The sequence below is a fragment of the Lysinibacillus sp. NPDC094403 genome (genome assembly GCF_050278745.1).
Classification (GTDB): Bacteria; Bacillota; Bacilli; order Bacillales_A; family Planococcaceae; genus Lysinibacillus.
Genome location: NZ_JBNNTL010000005.1, coordinates 72,844 through 95,103 on the forward strand (window position 1 = coordinate 72,844; position 22,260 = coordinate 95,103).

25 protein-coding genes and 2 other annotated features (1 of these 27 only partly in view) are annotated in these 22,260 nt (G+C 37.9%); of the genes, 2 read left to right on the forward strand and 23 right to left on the reverse strand.

Annotation, left to right across the window (positions count from 1 at the left end; genetic code table 11):
* Window positions 1–5 precede the first annotated feature (5 nt).
* On the reverse strand, window positions 6–998 hold the full coding sequence (locus ACQKMV_RS10250) for a LysM peptidoglycan-binding domain-containing protein (RefSeq protein ID WP_427503774.1): 993 nt from the start codon (window positions 996–998) through the stop codon (window positions 6–8).
* 142 nt (window positions 999–1,140) lie between these two features.
* Here ACQKMV_RS10250 and ACQKMV_RS10255 point away from each other — a divergent pair, with 142 nt between their 5' ends.
* Window positions 1,141–1,674, forward strand: coding sequence for a transcription repressor NadR (locus tag ACQKMV_RS10255; RefSeq protein WP_427503776.1), 534 nt, complete (start codon window positions 1,141–1,143; stop codon window positions 1,672–1,674).
* Window positions 1,675–1,802: 128 nt separating this feature from the next.
* Here the strand turns inward: ACQKMV_RS10255 and ACQKMV_RS10260 are convergent, their stop codons facing one another.
* The 18 genes from ACQKMV_RS10260 to ACQKMV_RS10345 form a co-directional block, all read right to left on the reverse strand.
* Window positions 1,803–2,192, reverse strand: a complete 390-nt coding sequence (locus ACQKMV_RS10260; RefSeq protein WP_427503778.1) for a thiol-disulfide oxidoreductase DCC family protein — start codon at window positions 2,190–2,192, stop codon at window positions 1,803–1,805.
* A 24-nt stretch (window positions 2,193–2,216) separates the two neighbouring features.
* Window positions 2,217–3,092, reverse strand: a complete 876-nt coding sequence (gene pheA, locus ACQKMV_RS10265; protein WP_427503779.1) for a prephenate dehydratase — start codon at window positions 3,090–3,092, stop codon at window positions 2,217–2,219.
* 399 nt (window positions 3,093–3,491) lie between these two features.
* Entirely contained in the window at window positions 3,492–3,947 is a 456-nt protein-coding gene (locus ACQKMV_RS10270; protein WP_053484814.1) for an ACT domain-containing protein, read from the reverse strand.
* Window positions 3,948–3,971: 24 nt separating this feature from the next.
* Window positions 3,972–5,261, reverse strand: a complete 1,290-nt coding sequence (obgE, locus tag ACQKMV_RS10275) for a GTPase ObgE (RefSeq protein ID WP_427503780.1) — start codon at window positions 5,259–5,261, stop codon at window positions 3,972–3,974.
* A gap of 5 nt (window positions 5,262–5,266) precedes the next feature.
* Window positions 5,267–5,794, reverse strand: a complete 528-nt coding sequence (locus ACQKMV_RS10280; RefSeq protein ID WP_427503781.1) for a Spo0B domain-containing protein — start codon at window positions 5,792–5,794, stop codon at window positions 5,267–5,269.
* A gap of 137 nt (window positions 5,795–5,931) precedes the next feature.
* Window positions 5,932–6,231 carry a 50S ribosomal protein L27 gene (gene rpmA / locus ACQKMV_RS10285; RefSeq protein ID WP_132356986.1) on the reverse strand — a complete coding sequence of 100 codons (300 nt, stop codon included), beginning with the start codon at window positions 6,229–6,231 and terminating at the stop codon, window positions 5,932–5,934.
* Complete coding sequence (locus ACQKMV_RS10290; protein ID WP_285398187.1) at window positions 6,228–6,584, reverse strand: ribosomal-processing cysteine protease Prp; 357 nt, start codon at window positions 6,582–6,584, stop codon at window positions 6,228–6,230. The genes rpmA and ACQKMV_RS10290 overlap by 4 nt, the downstream gene beginning before the upstream one ends.
* Window positions 6,585–6,600: 16 nt before the next feature.
* Window positions 6,601–6,909, reverse strand: coding sequence for a 50S ribosomal protein L21 (rplU, locus tag ACQKMV_RS10295; protein WP_053484819.1), 309 nt, complete (start codon window positions 6,907–6,909; stop codon window positions 6,601–6,603).
* A 14-nt stretch (window positions 6,910–6,923) separates the two neighbouring features.
* Window positions 6,924–6,999: a sequence feature (ribosomal protein L21 leader region), on the reverse strand.
* 45 nt (window positions 7,000–7,044) lie between these two features.
* Window positions 7,045–7,656: a stage IV sporulation protein FB gene (locus ACQKMV_RS10300; RefSeq protein WP_427503782.1), complete on the reverse strand. Its 612-nt coding sequence runs from the start codon at window positions 7,654–7,656 to the stop codon at window positions 7,045–7,047.
* Window positions 7,646–8,200, reverse strand: a complete 555-nt coding sequence (locus tag ACQKMV_RS10305; RefSeq protein ID WP_427503783.1) for a peptidoglycan DD-metalloendopeptidase family protein — start codon at window positions 8,198–8,200, stop codon at window positions 7,646–7,648. Before ACQKMV_RS10305 ends, ACQKMV_RS10300 begins: the two co-directional genes overlap by 11 nt.
* Window positions 8,201–8,292: 92 nt before the next feature.
* A complete protein-coding gene (gene minD, locus ACQKMV_RS10310) occupies window positions 8,293–9,090 on the reverse strand; it encodes a septum site-determining protein MinD (protein ID WP_427503785.1) in 798 nt (265 codons plus the stop codon).
* Between the two features lies 1 nt (window position 9,091).
* Window positions 9,092–9,760: a septum site-determining protein MinC gene (gene minC, locus ACQKMV_RS10315; RefSeq protein WP_427503786.1), complete on the reverse strand. Its 669-nt coding sequence runs from the start codon at window positions 9,758–9,760 to the stop codon at window positions 9,092–9,094.
* A gap of 27 nt (window positions 9,761–9,787) precedes the next feature.
* On the reverse strand, window positions 9,788–10,312 hold the full coding sequence (mreD, locus tag ACQKMV_RS10320; RefSeq protein WP_427503787.1) for a rod shape-determining protein MreD: 525 nt from the start codon (window positions 10,310–10,312) through the stop codon (window positions 9,788–9,790).
* Window positions 10,312–11,223: a rod shape-determining protein MreC gene (gene mreC / locus ACQKMV_RS10325; protein ID WP_427503788.1), complete on the reverse strand. Its 912-nt coding sequence runs from the start codon at window positions 11,221–11,223 to the stop codon at window positions 10,312–10,314. Before mreC ends, mreD begins: the two co-directional genes overlap by 1 nt.
* Before the next feature lie 13 nt (window positions 11,224–11,236).
* Window positions 11,237–12,256: a rod shape-determining protein gene (locus tag ACQKMV_RS10330; protein WP_427503790.1), complete on the reverse strand. Its 1,020-nt coding sequence runs from the start codon at window positions 12,254–12,256 to the stop codon at window positions 11,237–11,239.
* 628 nt (window positions 12,257–12,884) lie between these two features.
* Window positions 12,885–13,556: a RadC family protein gene (radC, locus tag ACQKMV_RS10335; protein ID WP_427503966.1), complete on the reverse strand. Its 672-nt coding sequence runs from the start codon at window positions 13,554–13,556 to the stop codon at window positions 12,885–12,887.
* A gap of 33 nt (window positions 13,557–13,589) precedes the next feature.
* Complete coding sequence (locus ACQKMV_RS10340) at window positions 13,590–14,183, reverse strand: Maf family protein (RefSeq protein ID WP_427503791.1); 594 nt, start codon at window positions 14,181–14,183, stop codon at window positions 13,590–13,592.
* Between the two features lie 99 nt (window positions 14,184–14,282).
* Entirely contained in the window at window positions 14,283–14,930 is a 648-nt protein-coding gene (locus ACQKMV_RS10345; RefSeq protein ID WP_427503793.1) for a hypothetical protein, read from the reverse strand.
* A gap of 447 nt (window positions 14,931–15,377) precedes the next feature.
* Here ACQKMV_RS10345 and ACQKMV_RS10350 point away from each other — a divergent pair, with 447 nt between their 5' ends.
* Window positions 15,378–15,797, forward strand: a complete 420-nt coding sequence (locus tag ACQKMV_RS10350; protein ID WP_427503794.1) for an SRPBCC family protein — start codon at window positions 15,378–15,380, stop codon at window positions 15,795–15,797.
* A gap of 238 nt (window positions 15,798–16,035) precedes the next feature.
* Here ACQKMV_RS10350 and ACQKMV_RS10355 read toward each other — a convergent pair whose 3' ends face one another.
* From ACQKMV_RS10355 to ACQKMV_RS10370, 4 genes are all read right to left on the reverse strand, one after another.
* Window positions 16,036–17,289, reverse strand: a complete 1,254-nt coding sequence (locus tag ACQKMV_RS10355; protein WP_427503795.1) for a bifunctional folylpolyglutamate synthase/dihydrofolate synthase — start codon at window positions 17,287–17,289, stop codon at window positions 16,036–16,038.
* Window positions 17,286–18,578 carry a bifunctional folylpolyglutamate synthase/dihydrofolate synthase gene (locus ACQKMV_RS10360; RefSeq protein WP_427503796.1) on the reverse strand — a complete coding sequence of 431 codons (1,293 nt, stop codon included), beginning with the start codon at window positions 18,576–18,578 and terminating at the stop codon, window positions 17,286–17,288. The genes ACQKMV_RS10355 and ACQKMV_RS10360 overlap by 4 nt, the downstream gene beginning before the upstream one ends.
* A 257-nt stretch (window positions 18,579–18,835) precedes the next feature.
* The gene (locus ACQKMV_RS10365) at window positions 18,836–19,234 is read right to left on the reverse strand and encodes a hypothetical protein (RefSeq protein ID WP_427503797.1); all 399 of its coding nucleotides are present in this window, start codon (window positions 19,232–19,234) and stop codon (window positions 18,836–18,838) included.
* A gap of 202 nt (window positions 19,235–19,436) precedes the next feature.
* Window positions 19,437–22,082, reverse strand: a complete 2,646-nt coding sequence (locus ACQKMV_RS10370) for a valine--tRNA ligase (protein WP_427503798.1) — start codon at window positions 22,080–22,082, stop codon at window positions 19,437–19,439.
* Between the two features lie 125 nt (window positions 22,083–22,207).
* Window positions 22,208–22,260: a binding site (T-box leader), on the reverse strand (it continues 222 nt past the right edge of the window).

Genomic DNA, 22,260 nt, shown 5'->3' on the forward strand with positions numbered 1-22,260 from the left:
CTTTTTCACCATCGATAAGGCGTCATCCCGCCTGGGTAAAAGTGCGGTGACATCCATGGTCCTACCGAATGTGGCATATGGCCATGTGTTGGACATGGCATTGGGCATGGTGGCGGACATGGCGGTGGACAATGACATGGATCCATTTGCCAAGTTGGCATCATGACTGGTTGTGCATGACAACCACATGGCTGTTCCATTTCTGGCATAGGCTGCATAGGGAAGAATGGAGATGTACTAGATTCTAAGAACTCCCCTTTTTCGCATGGCATTTCACACGACATTGGTTGCTCCGGCATTGTATAAGCCTCAACTTGCGGTTCCATTGGCATTGGCATCGGCATTGGCATTGGCCAATACATATGATGATGCACTGGCTGATGGCAGCTAGCACAATGTGGTACTGCTGGCATTTGTGGCATGATAAAAATCGGTTGCGGCATTGGTGGTGGTGGCGCCTCCGGTTGGACCATAGGCTGTGGCGGCGGTTGAATTTGAATTGGTGATACAGTTTGAGTTTGCTCTACATTTGGCATGACAACTTGTTGATTCCAGCTAAGCTCAAAAGGCGCTTGCTGAGGCATCGGCATTGGCATCGGATAAGGAATTGGAATCATCTGTGGTTCTGGCATTGGTGGTGGTGGTACAATAATTGGTGGTGGCATCGGTCTTTGAACCTCTTTTTCTTTCACGTGCCTTGTAGGTGACTCCTTGTGCATATGTTCTTTGTGCATGTGTTCTTTGTGGCCCTCTCTATGTCCCCCCTCTCTATGCACTCCCCAATCTGTTTCTCGACTATGTTCTCTGTGTGGTTCTCTATGTTGTTCTCTATGTGGTTCTTTGTTTATTTTTTCAGGTAGGATAATTTCCATGCCCGGTACAATATAATCTGGGTTAGCAAGATGGGCATTTAGCCGCTTTAAATCTTCAAACGAAACGCCATATTCTTTTGCAATCTTCCACAACGTATCTCCCTTTTGGACAATATGAATACGCAATTTCTTCCTCCCTTCCTCTCTCCGTATCATATGTTCAATGTTTCATTTGGATACAAAAAATTCACGCATGTTGGAAAAGCTTCGTGGTACACTAGTTTTTAAGGAAAACTGCTTCCTTTATTACAGGCAGAGGTGATCTCTTATGAAAAAAATGTTAGGCGAAGAACGCCGACTGCAACTTCTAGCACAACTTAAAAAAAGTCCAGCACCTATAACAGGGACGGACCTAGCTAAATTCGCTAATGTTTCTAGACAGGTCATTGTCAATGATATGACATTATTAAAAGCTAGAAATGAACCTATTATTGCAACTAGCCAAGGATATCTTTATATGCACCAGGAACAATTACATCAAACTGTTGAACGTACAATTCCTTGCTTCCACACCGCAGAGGATGCAGAAGATGAACTTATAACAATAGTTGATTGCGGTGGTACAGTAAAAAATGTCATTGTTGAACATCCAATTTATGGGGAAATCACCGCATCCATTATGGTCTCTAACCGTCATGAGGTAAAAAAATTTATTCAACGTGTCAACGAAACACAGGCAAGTTACTTATCTGAGCTAACAGGTGGTACACATCTTCATGTTATTTCTGCGCCTTCTGTTGAAATTCTAGATTTAATTGAGCTTACTTTACAAAAAAAGAGCTATTTAGTTGTAGATCAATAAATTAACAAACTTTGCTTCAATAAAGTGTAAAATCAAATAATTGATTAATAGCTGCTAGCCTTCAAGGAGACTAGCAGCTATTCCTCTAAAAAAAGAGCTATCCACTTTTTAATTGGATAGCTTCAGAGTTAGAGAAATCTTTTTCGTTGTGAAGGTGTTGGCAATAAACATTTTTCTTTTCGTCCGAAAAGACGATATCTATTTTTAGCAAACATTCGGTACATTATATTTCGTATAGATGGAGGAAAAAGGATGAAAATATAGCAGACAGGCCAAAAACTATCTAATCGCTTACAGATTTTAAGAGCTGCTGTGGATTCAAAATATGCCTTTCCATGCTCAATTAATATGACACTATCTATATTTTCTGGCACTCCGTATTGTGCAAGTAGTGCTTGTCCTGCATCACTTTGGATGGATGCAAATTGGAAATATGCGGACTGATCATATTTGATAATAAATTGCACACTACTATCACAAAAATTGCACACTCCGTCAAACAAAATAATGCCACCCACAACGATTCCTCCTAGTCACTTTTATTACTCGTCCGATGTAAGATAAGTAAAGTATGTACCAAGTGACTTCACCTTGCAACCAAGTGCAGCTAGTTCTTCCATAGCTCCACGCATCATAGGCTCCTTTTCATCCGCTAATACATCAATCATAAAGAAATAATCACCTAAGCCCGTTTTTAATGGTCGTGATTCGATTTTACTTAAATTTAGCTGTCGCCATGCAAATACTGATAATACCTGATGTAATGCCCCTGAACGGTCCGTTGGCAATGTAATCATGAAAGTTGTCTTCGCCTGTCCATCCGATAATTCTTGCGGCAATCGTCTATTTTGCTTGGATAATACGAAGAAGCGTGTATGATTAAAATGGAAATCATGAATATCAGGTTGAACGATTTCTAAGTCATATTTAACTGCTGCAGCTGCATTTCCAACTGCCGCTATGCACTCGTCTGGATTTTCGGATACGAATTTTGCTGCTGCTGCTGTTGATGTCGTTTGAAGTAACGGAACATGACTGAAACGATAGAATAAGTATTTATGACATTGGGCTAGCGCATGTGGGTGTGAATAAACACCAGTAATCGATTCCCAATTGTCCTTATGTTCTTTATTGACCATTAAATGCTGCTGTATTTTTAATAGAAGTTCACCTGTAACATATAGGGTCGCCTCATGGAATAAATAATCGAGCGTTAGCGATACAGATCCTTCTAAAGCATTTTCTAGTGGCACAACTGCTAAATCTACCTTCCCCTCAGCTACTGCCTCAATACATTCTGGAATTGTAGAACAAGGAACAAGCCACTCATTCGGAAAGGTTGCCTTTGTTGCTAAGTATGTAAATGATGCCTCCGGTCCTAAATATCCGATTCGTTTTTCCCATTGTTGTTCTGTCATTTCAACTACCTCCTGTTCATTGTTTAATTTGATTGGCCCACCACCATGACGTGGGGGTGATTTCCATTTCAACTGGGCGCCTTTCTGTGGGCGTCCATCTTGCACTCCAATCAACTTATATACATTTACGTTTTAAGAAACTTTTTAAATTTCACTAATGTAAAAATTTAGAATTTTTAGTTTCTAAAAACTTCTTTCATTCTACAACAAATGTTGGTAAAGCATAATACGAAGCTTCCCAAGCGTTTGGAACCTCTCTTTATGCTTTTCTCTCTATGAATTTTCTCTTTTGTTATAGAATAAGGAGCTGTCCCATAAAGCGATATTATTACATCACATGGGACTGCTCCTTTTGAGTTTATTTACATTCTGTCAAAAATTCAAGCTTACTTTCAGTCATTACAATGCACCAGAACTAATTACTTCCGCGGACTCTACAAAATCTAAACGTTTGAGTTGCTGTATTAAATCATCAAGTTCACATGTCATACTAGTTACATCTAATGACAATGTAACATTAGCACGTCCTTGTATCGGTATTGTTTGATGGATAGTCAGTACATTGCAATGCGTAATTGTCACTGTTTCTAAAAGCTTTGCAAGTGTTCCTTTACGGTCTTGAAGCTGTAAAAAGACTGTTAAAATGCGTTCCTGCACAATTGAGTGAAAAGGAAATACAGCATCACGATATTTGTAAAACGCACTACGCGATAAATCCACCTGCTTTACCGCATCCCAAATGGAAGATACCGAACCACTTGAAAGTAAGTGTTTCGCCTCCAAAGTTTTTTGCATAGCATCCGTTAAAACATCTTCACGAACTAAATAATATCGCTGATTCGCAACATTCTTCATACGCTTCCCCCTAAAACTCTTGTCTTAATCGACAAATTCAAATTCAAACTCTTGCAGACGAACAGTATCGCCATCTTGAGCTCCACGTTCGCGTAGAGCTTCATCCACACCCATTGCACGTAATTGACGAGCAAAACGGCGAATACCATCTTCACGGCTAAAGTCAGTCATTTTAAATAGGCGTTCAATTGCGTAACCACTAATGATAAATGTACCATCATCATCACGAGTAATTTCGAAATCTTCACCTTTTGCTTCATGTTTATACATTACCGTTGCTTCTGATTGCTCCTCTAAATCATCATATAGAGGGAATTCAGGTGTTACTTCAAGTAAATCAGCAATAGCAAATAGCAACTCTTTTAAACCTTGACGTGAAACAGCTGATATCGGGAAAATTTGCACATCTTCTCCCACTTTTTTGCGGAATTCCTCTAAGTTTTCTTCTGCATCAGGCATATCCATTTTATTGGCAACAATAATTTGTGGACGCTCTGTTAAACGAAGATTATATTGCTTTAGCTCTTCATTAATCGTTAAATAATCCTCGTACGGATCGCGGCCTTCCATTCCTGACATATCAATAACATGGACAATAACACGCGTACGTTCAATATGTCGTAAAAACTGATGGCCTAATCCTACCCCTTGGTGTGCCCCTTCAATAAGACCAGGTAAATCTGCCATCGCAAAGCTTCGATGATCATCTGTTTCAATCATTCCTAAATTAGGGACAATTGTTGTAAAATGATATGCACCAATTTTTGGCTTCGCAGCAGAAACAACAGATAAAAGCGTTGATTTACCAACACTTGGGAAACCTACTAGTCCCACATCTGCTAAAACTTTTAACTCTAATATAACATTTAATTCTTGTCCTGGCTCACCTTTTTCAGAAAGTTCTGGTGCTGGATTTGCTGGTGTTGCGAAACGAGAATTTCCTCGTCCACCACGGCCAGCTTTTGCGATAATTGCTTGTTGACCATGCTCGACTAAATCGGCAATAACAGCACCTGTTTCTTCGTTCATTACGACTGTGCCTGGTGGTACTTTAACGATTAAATCATCTGCACGTTTACCATGCATGCCTTTACTCATACCATGCTCACCACGGTCAGCCTTAAAATGGCGTTTATAGCGGAAATCCATTAATGTTCGTAAGCCCTCTTCAACTTCAAATACTACGTTACCACCATGTCCACCGTCACCACCAGCTGGACCACCATTCGGTACATATTTTTCTCGGCGAAAGGCAACCATTCCGTCCCCGCCGTCGCCACCTTTTACATAAATCTTAACGTGATCGACAAACATTTAGTTCACTCCCTATTTGCTTTCAATACATATTGCCAGTACGCATTCGTCTGTTCAATTGTTTGAATGTCTAATTGTTTCAAACCTTTTTCGGTGAATGCATCAGCACTCCATAGCCCATTTAGCGTGAATGTCACGGCAAATGTATGTTCATCAACACGTACATCGAGCGCTAAGCTCTGCTCTGTAAATGGATCTAATGTATCATAAACATGCATAACTGTTTTGTTTAAGTAATCTACAACTTCCGAATCAATAGTATTTGTAACAGGCTTTTTTATCTCACCGCTTAGCTTCATTGGTAATGAAGGATAGCGCCAGCCTGCTGTTTGTAGCCATTCGATTGTTTGTGATAATTGTAGACGATTAAGGATAGAAAGTACTTGTAATTGCTCTGAATAATCTCGAATAAGTTTTTTTGTTTCATCAATTCTACCTAAATCTAAATTCATGCGAATAAGCTGAAGCTGATTCACATAATCATGATTTGCAAAACGTAATACTTCACTAATGGTTAGTGATTGATTGTTCATCCCATTCACTCCAATAAAGTTATCCTTACTAGTATAACAAGTTTTGCTTTATTTTTCCCTTAATTCTTCATCGAATTTTAGCCAAAAAAAGGACTGCAATAAATGCAGTCCTCCGCTTTATGTTATCTTATAAAAGATTAAGCTTCTTGTGATGCTGGGTATACAGATACTTGTTTGCGATCGCGACCTAAGCGTTCGAATTTAACAACGCCGTCAACTTTAGCAAATAGTGTATCGTCACCACCACGACCTACGTTTGTACCTGGGTAAATTTTTGTACCGCGTTGACGGTAAAGAATTGAACCACCAGTTACGAATTGGCCATCAGCACGTTTAGCACCAAGTCGTTTAGACTCAGAGTCACGTCCGTTTTTAGTAGAACCTACACCTTTTTTAGATGCGAAAAATTGTAAGTCTAATGTTAATAATAATTTCATCGTGTTCCACCTCCTACTTGGTTGTAGTTGATTTGGATGTATTGTCCGTAATTTTGCACCATTGAATACACTTGGGCAGTCATTACTTGGACAATTAACTGTAGTTTTGCATCAATCTCAGGCTCTATATCTGATGGTAAATCTACCTTAAGATAGCCTCCACCTTCAGCAGCTTGTTCAACTTCTGGCTGTAATTGTAATAGTGCATAAATAGCATTCACCGTACCTATGGCAATGGTAGATGCTCCTGCACATACTAAATCCTTACCAGATTCATCGTACTCAGCATGTCCTGAAAATTCAAATGCTGACACATGTCTATTTTCATTGTGATGAATCGTAACCTGTATCATTCGCTACACCTCACAATTAAGCGTTGATAGTTTCAACAACTAATTTTGTGTAAGGTTGACGGTGACCTTGTTTACGACGGTAGTTCTTTTTAGCTTTCAATTTGAAAACAACGATTTTTTTCGCACGGCCTTCTTTAACAACTTTAGCTGTTACAGTAGCGCCTTCTACGAATGGAGCTCCAACTTTAACGTTTTCGCCACCTACGAATAAAACTTTATCGAAAGTTACAACCTCGTCAGCTTCTACACCTAATTTTTCAACATAGATTTCTTGACCAGCTTCTACTTTGATTTGTTTACCACCAGTTTCAATAATTGCGTACATTTTACTGCACCTCCTCATAGACTCAGACTCGCCTGTTTATAAAGGTGATCATACGATACTTAAACCTTCCCAGTGCGGTTGTAGTAGCACAGGTGCTACAAACAATAACATTAAAATATTACCACACGATTTATTTTAAGTCAATCTATTCATTACATATTTCTCAAATGCTAAACGATATTTTCGATAATTCCATTCTTTTAACACTTGAAGCCAAATAAATAAACATAGAATTGCTAAAAAAATAGATTGTGGGAGGTAACATAAAGTTATGATGAATAGTATAAAGGCCATTATAAGAGAAAACCAGTAATAATATTCAAATGCACGAACACTTGGACTGAATAAAAATAAGCATGCTAAAAATATTCTGCCACCGTCCAACGGAATAATCGGTAAAACATTAATTGCTAATAGCACAAGTTGCACATTAATAAGCTTAGTAGCAAGCAGCTCTGGCATAAAAAAAGCAAGGCCAATCCCTAATATTGTAGCGATTGGTCCCCCTAAGGCAATCCAAAGGAGTGACATTGCTGGCACAACCGCTGGATTTTCAAATTCTATTTCCCCTCCGTAAGGTGTAATAACACATGATTTCACCTTAACACCACAAAGCATTGCCGTTATCAAATGACCTGCTTCATGCCATAATAACGTAGATAAAATAATGGCGTAATAAGCAATTTGGCCAGTAAAAATCATTAAAAATACGAGAGGGATACATAGAAGATGCAGTTTAATTTTCATTGGACGCCGCTGCTTCAAGCCACTGTACAATCTGCTCTAAACTATAATGTGTCTTATCTTTTTCAATCGAGATATAGAGTTGTCCTGCCTCTTTCATGCCGATTAAATCGTTTGCCTGCACTGTTGTGTAGGGAAGTTGTGCTAAACTATCCAACATACCATAGGATACTGTTGTACCGTCATCATAGCTTATCGTCATAGTTTTACCAGTATATTTTGTATGACCGGTAAAAACGACAAGACCATTCTTTCCAGCATAGACCGGTAGACCCATGTCATATTGCAATAAAAACCCTTCCTTAAAAACTTGCGCATTGGCAAATGATAATAGCTCAGTTTGCCCAACATCACTCGATACCAAAATTGTTGCATCCTCTTTATTTAGCCAACTTTGTCCGAGCTCGCTTAAATAGGTTAAATCAGCTGATGTCGTAACTAGTTTTCGCACTGGTGTTTCCAATACACCTTGATCCTCTAAACGAATTACAAGCATAATTGCAGCCACAAGCAGTATTGTGACCAACCATTTCCATTTCTTAAACAAGCTCTCATCCTTTTTTCACACTATATGAGATTGCATGTCCATTCATGCACAAGAAAAAACCTTCTCGTACAAATGCACGAAAAGGCTGATGATTATCTTGAAAATAATGCTTTTAGTTTTGAAAATACACCTTTATGTTCATCTTCAATTGCCATAAGTGGCACAGACTCTCCAAGTATTCGACGGGCAATATTACGATAGCCTAGAGATGCTTTATTAGTAGGATCCATTACTACTGGTTCACCTTTATTGGATGATGAAATAACCCCTTCATTATCTACGATGATCCCTAATAAATCGATTGACAAATGTGTTGTTATTTCATTAACATCCAATGTATCACCGCTTTTCATCATATGCTGACGAATGCGGTTAATAATTAGTTTAGGTGCAGTAATTTCTTCCTGCTCGAGTAAGCCAATAATTCGATCTGCATCACGCACAGCAGAGATTTCTGGCGTTGTCACTACAATTGCATGATCTGCACCAGCAACAGCATTGCGATAGCCTTGTTCAATGCCCGCTGGACAGTCTATTAAAACATAATCATAGTCTCTTTTTAATTCTTCTACTAAGCTCTTCATTTGCTCAGGTGTAACAGCATTTTTATCTGTCGTTTGAGCAGCAGGTAATAAAAATAGTTTCTCATCTACACGTTTATCTTTTATTAACGCTTGATGAATCTTACAGCGCCCCTCAACAACGTCTACTAAATCATAAATAATTCGATTTTCAAGACCTAAAATTACGTCCAAATTACGTAGACCAATATCAGTATCTACTAAACATACTTTTTTACCTTGTAGAGCCAATGCAGTCCCAAGGTTAGCCGTTGTCGTTGTTTTTCCGACACCGCCTTTACCTGAAGTTATGACGATCGCTTCTCCCACACTAGCTACCTCCCTTAGACACATTTAACAATGGTCGAATATTTTTTAACGCGTGAATTTGATCATACGTAATGCGCCCATCATAGCCAATTAATGCACAAGTCATCTCATCATGATTAATTGCTTTTACATGTTCGTTTGACATTGCCTGAACCTGATCAGCAATCATAATATGTGTGGCTTCAAAACGAGATGCTGCTATGATTGCTTCCCTATTACCATGAACACCAGCATGCGCAATTCCTTTGAGTTTGCCTAAGACATACACATTGCCACCTGCTTCTACACGTCCGTTCGGATTGACATTCCCTACGATAATAATATCTCCTGGCGAACGCAGAACTTGACCCGATCTGACCACACCTACATATGTATCTTGTTGACTTTCAATCCTTTTCTGGTTGCTCTCATGGACAGTCAGTACTTCACTTTGCACCTTTGAAACGATTAGTTGCTCTGTTTCTTGAACAATTTTAATAAGTTCTTTGATTTGTTCATCAGAACAGTATCGATAGCCCAAATATAATTGTACATCAACTTTACTATCGATACCGCTTTCTGAAACTTTCTTTTTAAGCTCTTCTACTAAATCGACATACGCACATTGATCGTCTAAATGAAGAACAAATCCATCCTTTGTTCCCTTCATATTAACTAACTGTTTTTTCATGAATGCCTCACCCCACGTTGTTCTTTGTTAAGAAACTTCACGTGCTCTCTGTAAGACACGCGCATTAATTAGATACTTGAAGGCCCAACCAAGAATCATTAAAAATAGTGCATTAGCAATGATCGTTGGCAGTAGTCGTGAACGTAAGAAATCCGATAATGGGATTGCTGTAAAGTCGATAAGATAGAAGAATTGATAGAGTATAAATTCTAAAATTGCTACTAAAACAACTGAAATCGTCGTTGTCACAACTAAGTGCTGATGAATAACTTTCACAATTGACCCTGCTAAAAAACAAGTAAGCGGAAACAGCACTGAATATAATCCAATAATATCAATGTAAAACACATCATACAAGACACCAAAAAAAAGTCCATACATTACCGCTCGCTGACGGCTGTAATAGATGGATATAAATATTAAATATAAGATTAAAAATCTCGGAACTAAATAATAGATTTGCCCTTTCACTTCAATCGGTGAAAGCATAGCAAACGCTGGTTCTAGTAAAAATAGCAAAACTGCCACAGTGGGGATGAGAATTCGAACCATTATTTCGCCTCCTCTTCACCCTTTTGTGGATGTGTTAAATCCTCGTTCGATGCATTACCATCAGATCCATCTATCACAGTAGCGGAACGTTTAGCAATAACAACATAGTCTAAAATTGAAAAATCAGCAGATGGTTTTACATAGGCCATTTTTGTTAAGCCAAAATCATCTGTGCTTACTTCAGTTATTTCTCCGATTGGCACATTTTTTGGGAAAATACCGCCAAGTCCTGATGAAACTACTTGCTGACCTTTTTTAACTGTTAAACTTGAATCGATTCGCTTCATGATGAGTTCATTACGCTCTTTATCATAGCCCTCGATTAAACCGTATGCTTGTTTATCTCCTTGAACCATCGCAGAAACACGATAGTTAGGATTATTTGTATTTAAAAGCTCTACCTCAGAGGTGAAAGGAGTTACTAAAGTAATTTTACCGATTAACCCTTTCGCTGTCATAACTGCCATATTTTTTTCTACACCTTGCGAAGAACCTTTATCTAAAATAATTTTTTCTTCCCATTGGTCAGGATTTCTAGCGATCACTGTGGCATGAATCGGATCATAGGCTTTTAAGCTTTCCGATTTGTCCATAAGCTCTTGATACTTTTTAATATCAGATTTCAAGTCCGATGCCTCAGCTTGTACAGCAGCAAATTCATCTAAGCGTGCTTTTAAACGTTTATTTTCTTCGTACGTGTTTAAGAGGGAATCAATACTATTAAAAACACCAGTAATATAATTCGCCGGCTTCGCAACAATAGATTGTGCGACGCCGACAGTGTCTTTAATAATTTGCTCTGGTAAAGAAGCATTCGTCCGTTCACGTAATGAGAAGCTAATCAATGCCACAAGAAAAACCATGCCTATAAGCAGCAAAATTAATTTCTTATTGAAAAAAAAATGTGGCATTGCCTAAACCTCCTTACCCTTTAACTTGTTGTGCACGAATTAAATCAATATGTTCTAGAGCCTTACCTGTACCAATAGCAACACAGTCCAGTGGATCTTCTGCGATAAATACTGGCATATTAGTTTCTTGGCTAATAACTTTGTCTAAATTCGTTAATAGCGCACCACCACCTGTTAGTACAATTCCGCGTTCCATTACGTCTGCAGATAATTCAGGAGGTGTTTGTTCAAGCGTTTTTCGAACACCATCAATAATAGATGCTACCGCTTCACGTAAAGATTCAGAAATTTCTTGTGAAGAAATTTCGATTGTTTTAGGTAAACCTGTTAAAAGGTCGCGTCCTCTAATTTCCATTCTTTCTTCTGGACCTTCAGCCAACGCTGTACCGATTTCCATTTTCACTGCTTCCGCAGTACGTTCACCAATTGTTAAGTTATATGATTTACGAATATACGAAATGATGGATTGGTCCATTGCATCCCCGCCAACACGTACAGATTCACTTGTTACAATACCACCTAATGAAATAACCGCTACCTCTGTTGTACCACCACCGATATCAACGACCATTGACCCTGTTGGATCCCATACTGGTAAGTTTGAACCGATTGCTGCTGCAAATGGCTCTTCAATTGTAAATGCTTCTTTAGCACCTGCTTGGCGAGCAGCATCAATAACCGCACGTTGTTCAACCGATGTAATACCGTAAGGCACACAAATCATAACATTTGGTTTTTTCCAATTACCACCAGAATTTTTACAAGCTTCTTTTAAATAGTATTCTATCATTACTGTAGTAATATCAAAATCAGCAATAACGCCATCTTTCATAGGACGGATAGCTACGATTGAGCCAGGTGTACGACCAATCATATTTTTCGCATCATTACCAACTGCAACAATATCTCCAGTTTTTGTATTTTTCGCTACAACTGAAGGTTCGCGTAAAACGATTCCCTTCCCTTTAATAAACACTAATGTATTCGCTGTGCCAAGGTCAATCCCGACATCTTTACTTCCTAATCCAAACAAATTGTGTACTCCCTTTCTATTTAAGCCATACTTTCGTTGACATCAACTATACCCCGGCGCGTAATTACACCCCAAGGCTCTATCTTCATTCACTCGGTGTTAGACACCAACTGAAAAAACTACACACTCATTTATCTCACACCTGTTGAATTGAGAGTCTTCTTTTGAATAAAGATAAAATCATACCGTTCATTATAACGGAAAAACGCAAGAATTTGTAGTGCTACATACCTCTTCTCGCGGAAAAGATACTATTTTAATTTCCTCCTAAACAAAAATAGTACGTATAGATTAGCATATAATTTTTATTCATGTAAGACAACGTGTAATAGGCTACCAATTTTTGTGAATATTATAGACATTTCTACGAATACAATAACGCTTTATATAAAAAAAGGTTCGCATTCATTTTTAGTTTTTCGCAAAAAAATACAAAAAGATTTATTTTTAAAATAATGATGCGATTTGATACTTCATCAAATGTTAGAATAAGGAACAAAATGTGAGGCAGCCCGAAACGATTCAGCGACTACCCTTCAGTCTTAATTACAAACCTCAGCAAATTTTATTGAGCTAGAGATTTTCATCTATAAACTAAATTAAAAAACCCTGCAAAATGCATGCAGAGTTAAAAATATCCTTTTTCCTTCAAACTAATAAACTGATGATCACCAATGATGAGATGGTCTATTAAATCAATGCCTATAATATAACCAGCCTCTATAATCCTTCTCGTCACTTCAATATCCTCATCACTGGGTGTTGGTACGCCACTGGGGTGATTATGGGCACAAATAATAGAGGCTGCAGATCTTTTTACAGCCTCGCGGAAAATTTCCCGAGGATGGACGATCGAAGCATTTAAACTGCCTATAAAAATCGTCTGTCTATGAATAATTTGATTTTTTATGTTTAAAAAAAGAACTACAAAATGCTCCTGATTCAGTGAGGTCATATCAGGCATTAAATAGGCAGCAGCATCTTGCGGAGAGCGAATCGTATATTTTTCTTCGCTATGTTTCTGTGCGAGACGTCTACCGAGTTCAATTGCTGCTAATAATTGAATAGCTTTAACCTCACCAATCCCTCTAATAGCAACCATTTCTTCTATAGTTGCATGTTTCAAATGATGTAAACGTTCAAAAACGCTTAGTACGCGATTTGCAAGTACAAGAACAGATTCCTCTTTAGTGCCTGTCCTTAGTAAAATAGCCAGCAGCTCCTGGTTTGATAAACTCATAGCGCCTTGTCTCCGAAGTCTTTCTCGAGGTCGATCCTCAATATTAACGTCTCGTATCATCGTCCTTGGTAAAACATCATTCGGCAAAAAAGCTCACTCCTTCGCAAATTGGATAATATTGAGTGCTACCAATTGCTTAAACAACGCTGCAAGTGGTAAACCGACAACATTGTTATAATCTCCTTCAATTCGTTTCACTAGAAGGGTTCCAGCAGTTTGAATGCCGTAACCACCGGCTTTATCAAATGGATCTCCCGAATCTACATATGCTTCGATGAGCTCCTGCGATAAATGATGAAAGACAACAGTTGTCTCTTCAACAAATGTAGTTTCATTACCGTTAGGCTCAATAATGGCAACAGCTGTCATGACCGCATGACGCTTACCTGATAAGCGCAATAAGTGAGAAATTGCTTCCTCACGATTTTTTGGTTTATGGAGTAACTCATTATTATAAACAACAATAGTATCCGCTCCGATAATCGTTGCATTTGGAGTTTTTTTCGCCACATCATGTGTTTTTAATAGAGCTACATCTTTTACGTAATCTTGCATTGTAGTTGCCTGGACGCTTGTCTCTTCTACTTCACTAGTTATTATGTCGAATGGAAGTGATAGCATAGCAAGTAATTCCTTTCGGCGTGGTGAAGCGGAAGCAAGCACTAACTTGTGATTAGTTTTAAACATTATCTGACCATTCCTCCTTATTAGTTATCATAACGGAGAATTTGGGATTTGAAAATTTTCTAAAAATCAAGATAATGCTTATTTCACTATCTTTTGTGCTTAAAACTTCACTTGAAGACAAGCATTTTTCGATTTGTAATGGGCAAAAACTTGTAAGCGAATGATGCTAATATCAGTTGAAATAGACGAGGCTGCCGCTCCAATAGATTGCCAATCAGCAGGCAGCGTAGAATCCTTCGATTTATCCTTAAAATTTAATTTTGTTGCATTTTTGTCAGCTAGCACAGCTGGAAGCTCTGCAACCGTTGCCTCCTTACAACTGTCACCACTCAAAGTAAATGCTTTTTTAAATGTTGCAGGATCTTTTAAAAAGACAAGCTGACTTTCATCTGTTTCTATACTTGTCCAAACATAAAATTTTCCATCTACCTCGACAACGGCACTTTCTTTTAACGAAGGATGTTCAGATACAAATGCACTTGCACTTTCATAATTTGAATAGACCCCTGCTTGGCTTGCAAAAAACATAGGTCCGTTCGTTGCTCCTCCCGCTGTCGGAATTGTTTCTCCGGCTGTATTACCATTATTGCTTTTATTCGCTACCTCATTACTATCATTTTTTAAAGAAAATTTAGTGCTTGCTTGAAGAATACCTAAAAAAATAGCTACACCAAAAAGTCCGACTATTCCTCCAATAACCATCGCTCGAAATATTTGTTTTCTCATCACATGACTGACAATTTTCATTCGACCATCACCTCTTTCTTCAACATATCAAAGTAATTTATAAAAGACGGGAGTGTTACAATTTGATATAAGTATATGTATAAAAGGATGTGTAAATGCGAATTTACTACATTTTGATTTAATAGTTATTTTCGAAGTTTTACTTCAAAATTAAATATTTTTGTAACAGAAGATTTACTATAAACAAAAAAGAGGTGGATTCTTTCCACTACTCTAGTGTACCTCTATCAAAGAACAATTCTTCTGAATGAGAAAAGGTGTTAATAGAAAGAAAATAGAAATAATATTATTTACTGATAAATAATCGGCTAATCCAAAAGTTGTGGATGACATTTGTTAATACGTATGCCATTTATCTGTGCGAAAGCGAACAAAGCGCCCAGTCGGAACGAAAATCAACCACACGTTATGGTGATAAGCTAAATAATCCTTATTGAAGGTGATAAGATGGATAATCAAAAAATTATAGGACAAACAAAAACGGTTGGATTTCAAGTGGGTGTTAGAAGGACATTCTCTATTTCCCAAGAAGTGGCTTGGAACCTTGTAACTTCCCAAGATGGATTAAGCTTATGGTTAGGAGAGAGTATGAACATTATCCTTGAACCAGGTCAGAAATATATCACGAAATTAGGGTCAGGAGAAATACGTGTTGTCAAACCTTTACAGCAACTTCGCCTGACTTGGCAAAAGGTAGGATGGGAAAAGGCATCAACAGTTCAAGTCCGGATTATATCAATCGAAAGTAATAAAACAACTATTAGTTTTCATCAAGAAAAACTGTCCGATCAGAATGCAAGAGAAGAAATGAAAGTATATTGGGAAAAAGTGCTTGAGGAAATTAAGGAGAGAATGCCTAGAAATTAATTTATATACGTTATAGTAACTGATTGACTGATTACTCCTTTAAGCTTTGATTTACTCAATCTTAAAATGCGACTAATGAGTTCTTTCAAGTGCTTCACATAAGCCGAATTTAGGCTAAGAGCTTAATGGAGAAATTGTAGATCCATGTGGAAATCAATTATTAAATTAAAAATCAGGACTCATTTTTTTGATGAGTACCTGATCTTTACTGTAAATATATAGTTCACTCAACTAGAAGTTAATTATTTTTTAATCTACTACGTACTTCCGTTAATAAATACAACGAACCCGATACAATTGTCTTCGAATTGCTTTCTGACTGTAGTTTTAAAAATTGCACATAATCTTTTAAAACTACTTTATGAGAGGCATTGGACAGCTCAAGCAATTTATGAGCAGTCATCGCACGGGGGTTATCGAAATCAACAAAGTAAAAATAATCACTTACCTGCTCAAATTGTTGCAAAATCTCTTTTACAGCTTTATCAGCAAGAATACCAATGACAAAAGTAATCTGCTCATCTGGGAACTCCTGCTTAATCGTTTCTATTAATTTCTCAGCACTCGCTGGATTATGCGCACCGTCTAAAAAAATATAAGGCATAATTTCTTCAAAACGACCTAAAATGGTCGCGTTTTTCACAGCTTTTTGAATAGCTTCTTTACTAAGTTGTAACTCTAATGCGGCCGCCACTTCAAAAAAGGCTGTAATAGCAAGTGCCATATTATTCGCCTGATGTGCTCCCTTCATTGTGCGTGTAAGCTTTGTTATACGGAAGCCATTGTCATTATGCCCATAGCTCTCTCCATCATTTCCTTGTTCTACATAAAATTGATGATTTAGCTCAAGAACGGATGAATGTTTTATTCGGGCTTCCTGATAGACTATTTTCTTCGCTTCTAACGGTAAATCGCCGATAATAACTGGACGATACGGTTTAATAATTCCGGCTTTATGGTAGGCAATACTTTCAATCGTATCTCCTAAAAAATTTGTATGCTCTAATGCTATACTCGGTATGATTGACACAATAGGTGTAACTACATTCGTACTATCAAGCAAGCCCCCCATACCCGCTTCAATAAGGGCAATATCTACATTACTTGCAACGAAATGTAAAAATGTTGCAACAGTTAATAGTTCAAAATCTGTTAGTTTCCCACTAAGTCCGGCTGCCTGCATTTGTCGGAATACATGATTCATTTCCTCTTCTGTAATAGCTTGACCCTCTACTTGGATTTGGTCATGTACGTCTAAAATACAAGGAGACATAAATTTACCAACACGTAAGCCATGTTCTTTAGAGATTGATTCTAGAAATGTAAGTGTCGAGCCTTTACCGTTAGTCCCCGCTAAATGCACTACTTGTAATTTATTTTCTGGATTATCTAGTCGTGCCAATGCCTCTTGAATCGCAGTTAGACCTGGTTTTATAACATCATCACTCTGAACATTCCACTTTTCCTTGTAGCTATTCAATTTTGGGATCATCGTTGTTCCCCCTGTAGCCAATGTCGTATTTCAGCTATAAAATACAACGAGCCTGTAATGACTATAATATCTTCATCATTCTTTTGATATAGCATTGTTTGAACCATCTCACGCCAATTCGCATTATACATTTTGTTCGTATTAGTAGATAATGCAGCTAATTTGTCAGCAGGCATAGCATTCGGTAGTTCAATTTGAGTAAATGCAATTGATGTAGCAATACTATCCATTAAAGCAATACTATTCGCATGATCTTTATCCGATAATGCTGCATATATAAATCGATAGTTTTGGTGTGGATAGACCGTTTTAAGTGTTTGAATTAATGCAGCAGTTCCTTCAGAATTATGTGCTCCGTCCAATATAATATTTCCAGGTAATTGCTCAAAACGGCCTGCCCACTGAGCTTTCGCTAAAGCTTGACGGATTGATTCATCTGAAATGTCAATGGCTCCATTCTCTCTTAACGTTAGGATAGCCGTAATCGCAAGGCTTGCATTATTTATTTGATGCGGTCCAGCCATTTTTAATGGGACAGCTACCATCTCCACTTTTGCTTTTCGGTAATTAAAGTGCTGTATATTAATGCCTTGTTCAATGTTTGCAACCGTAAAATCCTTCCCTAAAACAAAGCATGGGGCATGACGCTCATTCGCTACCTCCTCGATTACAGTAAGTGCTTCTTCACTTTTAACCCCCACTACAACAGGTACACTTTCTTTAATAATTCCCGCCTTCTCAAACGCTACCTTTGCTAATGTATCTCCTAAAAACGCAGTATGTTCTAGTGAAACCGTTGTAATAATTGAAATTAGGGGCGTAATGACATTCGTAGCGTCTAAACGTCCACCCAGTCCTGTTTCAATCAGCGCAAAATCCACTTCTTCATCCGCAAAATATTGATACATAATAAGTGTTACAACTTCAAAAAAGCTCGGAAAGTCACCTTCATAATGTGTCTCAATAATCTCAGCAACTTTGTTCATATAGTGTAAAAATTGTGTATCAGAAATCTGATTTCCATTAATAGTCATGCGTTCATTAACACGCTCTAAATGAGGTGAAGTAAAGGCGCCTACTTTGTGGCCAGCATGTTGTAACATTTCTCTTAGCGCATTCACTGTTGACCCTTTTCCATTCGAGCCTGCTAAATGGATAGCGCGCAGCCTATCCTGCGGGTTATTAAGAAGTGCTAGTACCTCTCGCATCAAGACGAGCGGTGCACGTTTATGATCAACTGCCTTTAACGTAAAAATAAATTCTGTACATTCTTTCATCGTTTTAAACAAAAGAAACACTCCCTCTTACTACAATATCTCTATTTTAGTACAAGTAGCGTCCAATACACATACATTTCTAAAAAATCTATTGTTTACTTATACCGGAGATGAAAGCAAAAAACACACAGAAAAACACTTTATAAAGTGAGAATCCGTGTGTTTTTAAGTTGATTTCATACTAATCTATTATGCCTCGATATAATTCCGTGACGTCCTTAGACTGAGTTCTCTATTTCAGCAGATGTTTCGACACACACTGAAATAAGTTAGATCTGTTGCACACCTAATAGTGCTCCCATATTATCTAATATAATCTTTGCATCATTATTTAAAAGTGGAGGAACATCCGATCTTTGCATTAATTCAAAGGAGTTTTTTAAAGTTCTTTTTAGCATGGAAATATCAAAATTTGAGCAGTATTCATTAATTTTTTTGATCGTTAATAAATCTGTCCGTGTTAATTTATTATTAGATTCCACTTGATCCTTGCTATCTGCTAATACATGCTTTATGAGTACCCGACCACTTGCATTTAATAAACGATAATATTTTGCTTCTGATAATTTTATTAAATTTGTTTCAATTAATACTCTTGCACTAACAAAATCTATATCATCACAGGCTTTGTTTATTTTTGTAATAATCGTTGTGATGTTTCCCGACATACAAAACCCCCATTTAGCAATTTATATCCATCAAGATATCCATAATTCTGTATAGCCTTTTTTACCATTGTATTTATAAGTACATACCCACCTATTATACTGATTCCTATAAAAATTACTATATATTTTTACCTAAAACAATATATATCTTTTGTTGCATATAAAAAACAGCGGATGACTTTCGCCATCCGCTGTCTCATACTTACATATTTTTTAGTTCTTCTAAACGTTTTAAAACAACCGCGTGTTTACTTTCGTAATCTGCTAATTTTTCACGCTCCGCATTAACTAATGCTTCTGGCGCTTTAGAAACGAATTTCTCATTCGATAACTTACCAGTTACAAGCTTCACTTCTTTTGCCCATTTTTCTAATTCTTTGTCAAGACGAGCAATTTCTTCTTCTAGATTAATAAGTCCAACAAGCGGTAGGAATAGCTCAGCTCCAGTTACTACTGCTGTCATCGACTGACCAGGAGCCTCTAAGCTTGCTCCAATTGTAAGCGATTCTGGATTACAGAATTTTTCTAAATATGCTTTATTTGCATCAAGTACTGTAACCGTAGCGGCATCCTTCGCTGAAATATATAGTGGCACTTTTTTGCTCATTGGTGTATTTACTTCCGCACGAATATTACGTACTGAACGTATAATATCCATTAGGAGCTTCATATTGTCTGCTTCCTCTGCAAAATGAAGATCCGCACGTACAGTTGGCCATGCTGCCACTGTGATTGATTCACCTTCATGAGGTAAGTGCTGCCAGATTTCTTCAGTAATGAATGGCATGAATGGATGTAATAGACGCATAGTTTGATCTAAAACATAAGCTAAAATAGAACGAGTTGTTTTCTTAGCCGCTTCATCATCACCGTATAACGGTAATTTCGCCATTTCAATATACCAAGAACAGAAATCATCCCAAATGAAGTTATAAAGCTCACGGCCAACTTCACCAAATTCGTAGCGTTCAGCAAGAGATGTTACACGTTCAATTGTTTCATTTAAGCGAGTAAGAATCCATTTATCGGCAACTGATTTTTCACCAGTTAAGTCGATTTCATCATATGTCATACCTTCCATGTTCATTAACGCAAAACGAGAGGCATTCCAAATTTTGTTAGAGAAGTTCCAAACTGCTTCTACTTTTTCAGTTGTATAGCGTAAATCTTGACCAGGTGAAGATCCAGTAGCTAAGAAGTAACGTAATGAATCGGCACCATATTGATCAATAACGTCCATAGGGTCTACACCATTGCCAAGTGATTTACTCATCTTACGTCCTTCACCATCACGTACTAAACCGTGAATTAATACATCTTTGAATGGGCGCTGACCTGTAAATTCAAGACCTTGGAAGATCATTCGAGAAACCCAGAAGAAAATAATGTCATAACCAGTTACAAGTGTGCTTGTTGGATAGTAACGTTTATATTCTTCATTTGTCTCATCTGGCCAACCCATTGTAGAAAATGGCCATAATGCTGACGAGAACCATGTATCTAATACGTCTTCATCTTGAGTCCAATTTTCGGCATCTGCTGGTGCTTCTATTCCTACGTAAATTTCACCTGTTACATTGTGATACCAAGCAGGGATTTGATGACCCCACCATAGTTGACGGGAGATACACCAGTCACGAATGTTTTCCATCCAGCGAGAATATGTGTTTTCAAAACGAGATGGTACAAAGTTTACTTTTCCTTCTTCATCTTTTTGAAGAGCAAGTGAAGCATCAGCAAGTGGTTGCATTTTTACGAACCATTGCGCTGAAAGATATGGCTCTACAACAGCACCAGAACGTTCAGAGTGACCTACTGAATGTGCATGCTCTTCAATACGGATTAGCACGCCTGCTTCTTGTAAATCAGCTACGATTTGCTTACGGCATTCAAAGCGATCCATACCGTTGTACTTGCCAGCAAGCTCGTTCATTGTACCATCTTCATTCATTACAAGAATGCGTTCTAGGTTGTGACGGTTACCAACCTCAAAGTCATTCGGATCGTGTGCTGGTGTCATTTTTACAACCCCAGTACCAAATTCCATATCTACGTAGTCATCTGCTACGATAGGAATTTCACGACCTACGATTGGTAAAATAACTGTTTTACCGATTAAGTCTTGATAGCGCTCATCTTTCGGGTGAACGGCTACCCCAGAGTCACCTAGCATTGTTTCAGGACGTGTAGTAGCTACTTCCACATATCCTGAGCCATCAGCTAATGGGTATTTCATATGGTAGAATGCGCCTTGAACATCTTTATAGATAACTTCAATATCTGATAATGCTGTTTTTGCAGCAGGGTCCCAGTTAATAATGCGTTCGCCACGATAGATTAAGCCTTTTTCATATAATTGAACGAAAACGGTTTTAACTGCATCGGAAAGACCTTGATCAAGTGTGAAACGCTCACGAGAATAATCTAATGCAAGACCAAGCTTCGCCCATTGGTCGCGAATATGCCCAGCATACTCTTCTTTCCATTCCCATGTTTTTTCGAGGAATTTTTCACGACCTAAATCATAACGTGTAATATTATCTTCTCGTAGTTTGGCCTCTACTTTTGCTTGTGTCGCAATACCTGCATGGTCCATTCCTGGTAACCAAAGTGCATCAAAACCTTGCATGCGCTTCATACGGATTAAAATATCTTGTAATGTTGTATCCCAAGCATGGCCAAGATGTAATTTACCTGTTACATTCGGTGGTGGAATAACGATAGAATAAGGCTCCTTTTCACTAGTAGGCTGTGCCTCAAAAAATTTCCCTTGTAACCACCATTCATAACGACCAGCTTCAATGGACTGTGGATCATATTTTGTTGGCATTGAAATGTTTTCTGTCATTTTGACTCCTCCTGTTGACTTATTAATTTTCCGGTACGAGATAATACCAATCATTCTGTTTTAATGTCTCATGCATAGACACATTTACCAGAAGATTTAATGAAAATAAAAAAACTCCTAACGTCTAAAAGGACGAAGGAGTTTAAGTTCGCGGTACCACCTTTATTTCCAGCAGAGG

Excerpts from the sequence above, each read along its gene's own strand:
- ACQKMV_RS10270 (WP_053484814.1), bottom strand. The coding sequence starts at position 3,947 with ATGAAGAATGTTGCGAATCAGCGATATTATTTAGTTCGTGAAGATGTT.
- mreC (WP_427503788.1), bottom strand. The coding sequence starts at position 11,223 with ATGCCACATTTTTTTTTCAATAAGAAATTAATTTTGCTGCTTATAGGC.
- mreD (WP_427503787.1), bottom strand. The coding sequence starts at position 10,312 with ATGGTTCGAATTCTCATCCCCACTGTGGCAGTTTTGCTATTTTTACTA.
- obgE (WP_427503780.1), bottom strand. The coding sequence starts at position 5,261 with ATGTTTGTCGATCACGTTAAGATTTATGTAAAAGGTGGCGACGGCGGG.
- ACQKMV_RS10290 (WP_285398187.1), bottom strand. The coding sequence starts at position 6,584 with ATGATACAGGTTACGATTCATCACAATGAAAATAGACATGTGTCAGCA.
- rplU (WP_053484819.1), bottom strand. The coding sequence starts at position 6,909 with ATGTACGCAATTATTGAAACTGGTGGTAAACAAATCAAAGTAGAAGCT.
- ACQKMV_RS10345 (WP_427503793.1), bottom strand. The coding sequence starts at position 14,930 with ATGAAAATTGTCAGTCATGTGATGAGAAAACAAATATTTCGAGCGATG.
- ACQKMV_RS10350 (WP_427503794.1), top strand. The coding sequence starts at position 15,378 with ATGGATAATCAAAAAATTATAGGACAAACAAAAACGGTTGGATTTCAA.
- ACQKMV_RS10355 (WP_427503795.1), bottom strand. The coding sequence starts at position 17,289 with ATGATCCCAAAATTGAATAGCTACAAGGAAAAGTGGAATGTTCAGAGT.
- pheA (WP_427503779.1), bottom strand. The coding sequence starts at position 3,092 with ATGACAGAACAACAATGGGAAAAACGAATCGGATATTTAGGACCGGAG.
- radC (WP_427503966.1), bottom strand. The coding sequence starts at position 13,556 with ATGATACGAGACGTTAATATTGAGGATCGACCTCGAGAAAGACTTCGG.
- ACQKMV_RS10255 (WP_427503776.1), top strand. The coding sequence starts at position 1,141 with ATGAAAAAAATGTTAGGCGAAGAACGCCGACTGCAACTTCTAGCACAA.
- ACQKMV_RS10340 (WP_427503791.1), bottom strand. The coding sequence starts at position 14,183 with ATGTTTAAAACTAATCACAAGTTAGTGCTTGCTTCCGCTTCACCACGC.
- rpmA (WP_132356986.1), bottom strand. The coding sequence starts at position 6,231 with ATGAAATTATTATTAACATTAGACTTACAATTTTTCGCATCTAAAAAA.
- ACQKMV_RS10365 (WP_427503797.1), bottom strand. The coding sequence starts at position 19,234 with ATGTCGGGAAACATCACAACGATTATTACAAAAATAAACAAAGCCTGT.
- ACQKMV_RS10370 (WP_427503798.1), bottom strand. The coding sequence starts at position 22,082 with ATGACAGAAAACATTTCAATGCCAACAAAATATGATCCACAGTCCATT.
- minC (WP_427503786.1), bottom strand. The coding sequence starts at position 9,760 with ATGAAAAAACAGTTAGTTAATATGAAGGGAACAAAGGATGGATTTGTT.
- ACQKMV_RS10280 (WP_427503781.1), bottom strand. The coding sequence starts at position 5,794 with ATGAACAATCAATCACTAACCATTAGTGAAGTATTACGTTTTGCAAAT.
- ACQKMV_RS10300 (WP_427503782.1), bottom strand. The coding sequence starts at position 7,656 with ATGAAAATTAAACTGCATCTTCTATGTATCCCTCTCGTATTTTTAATG.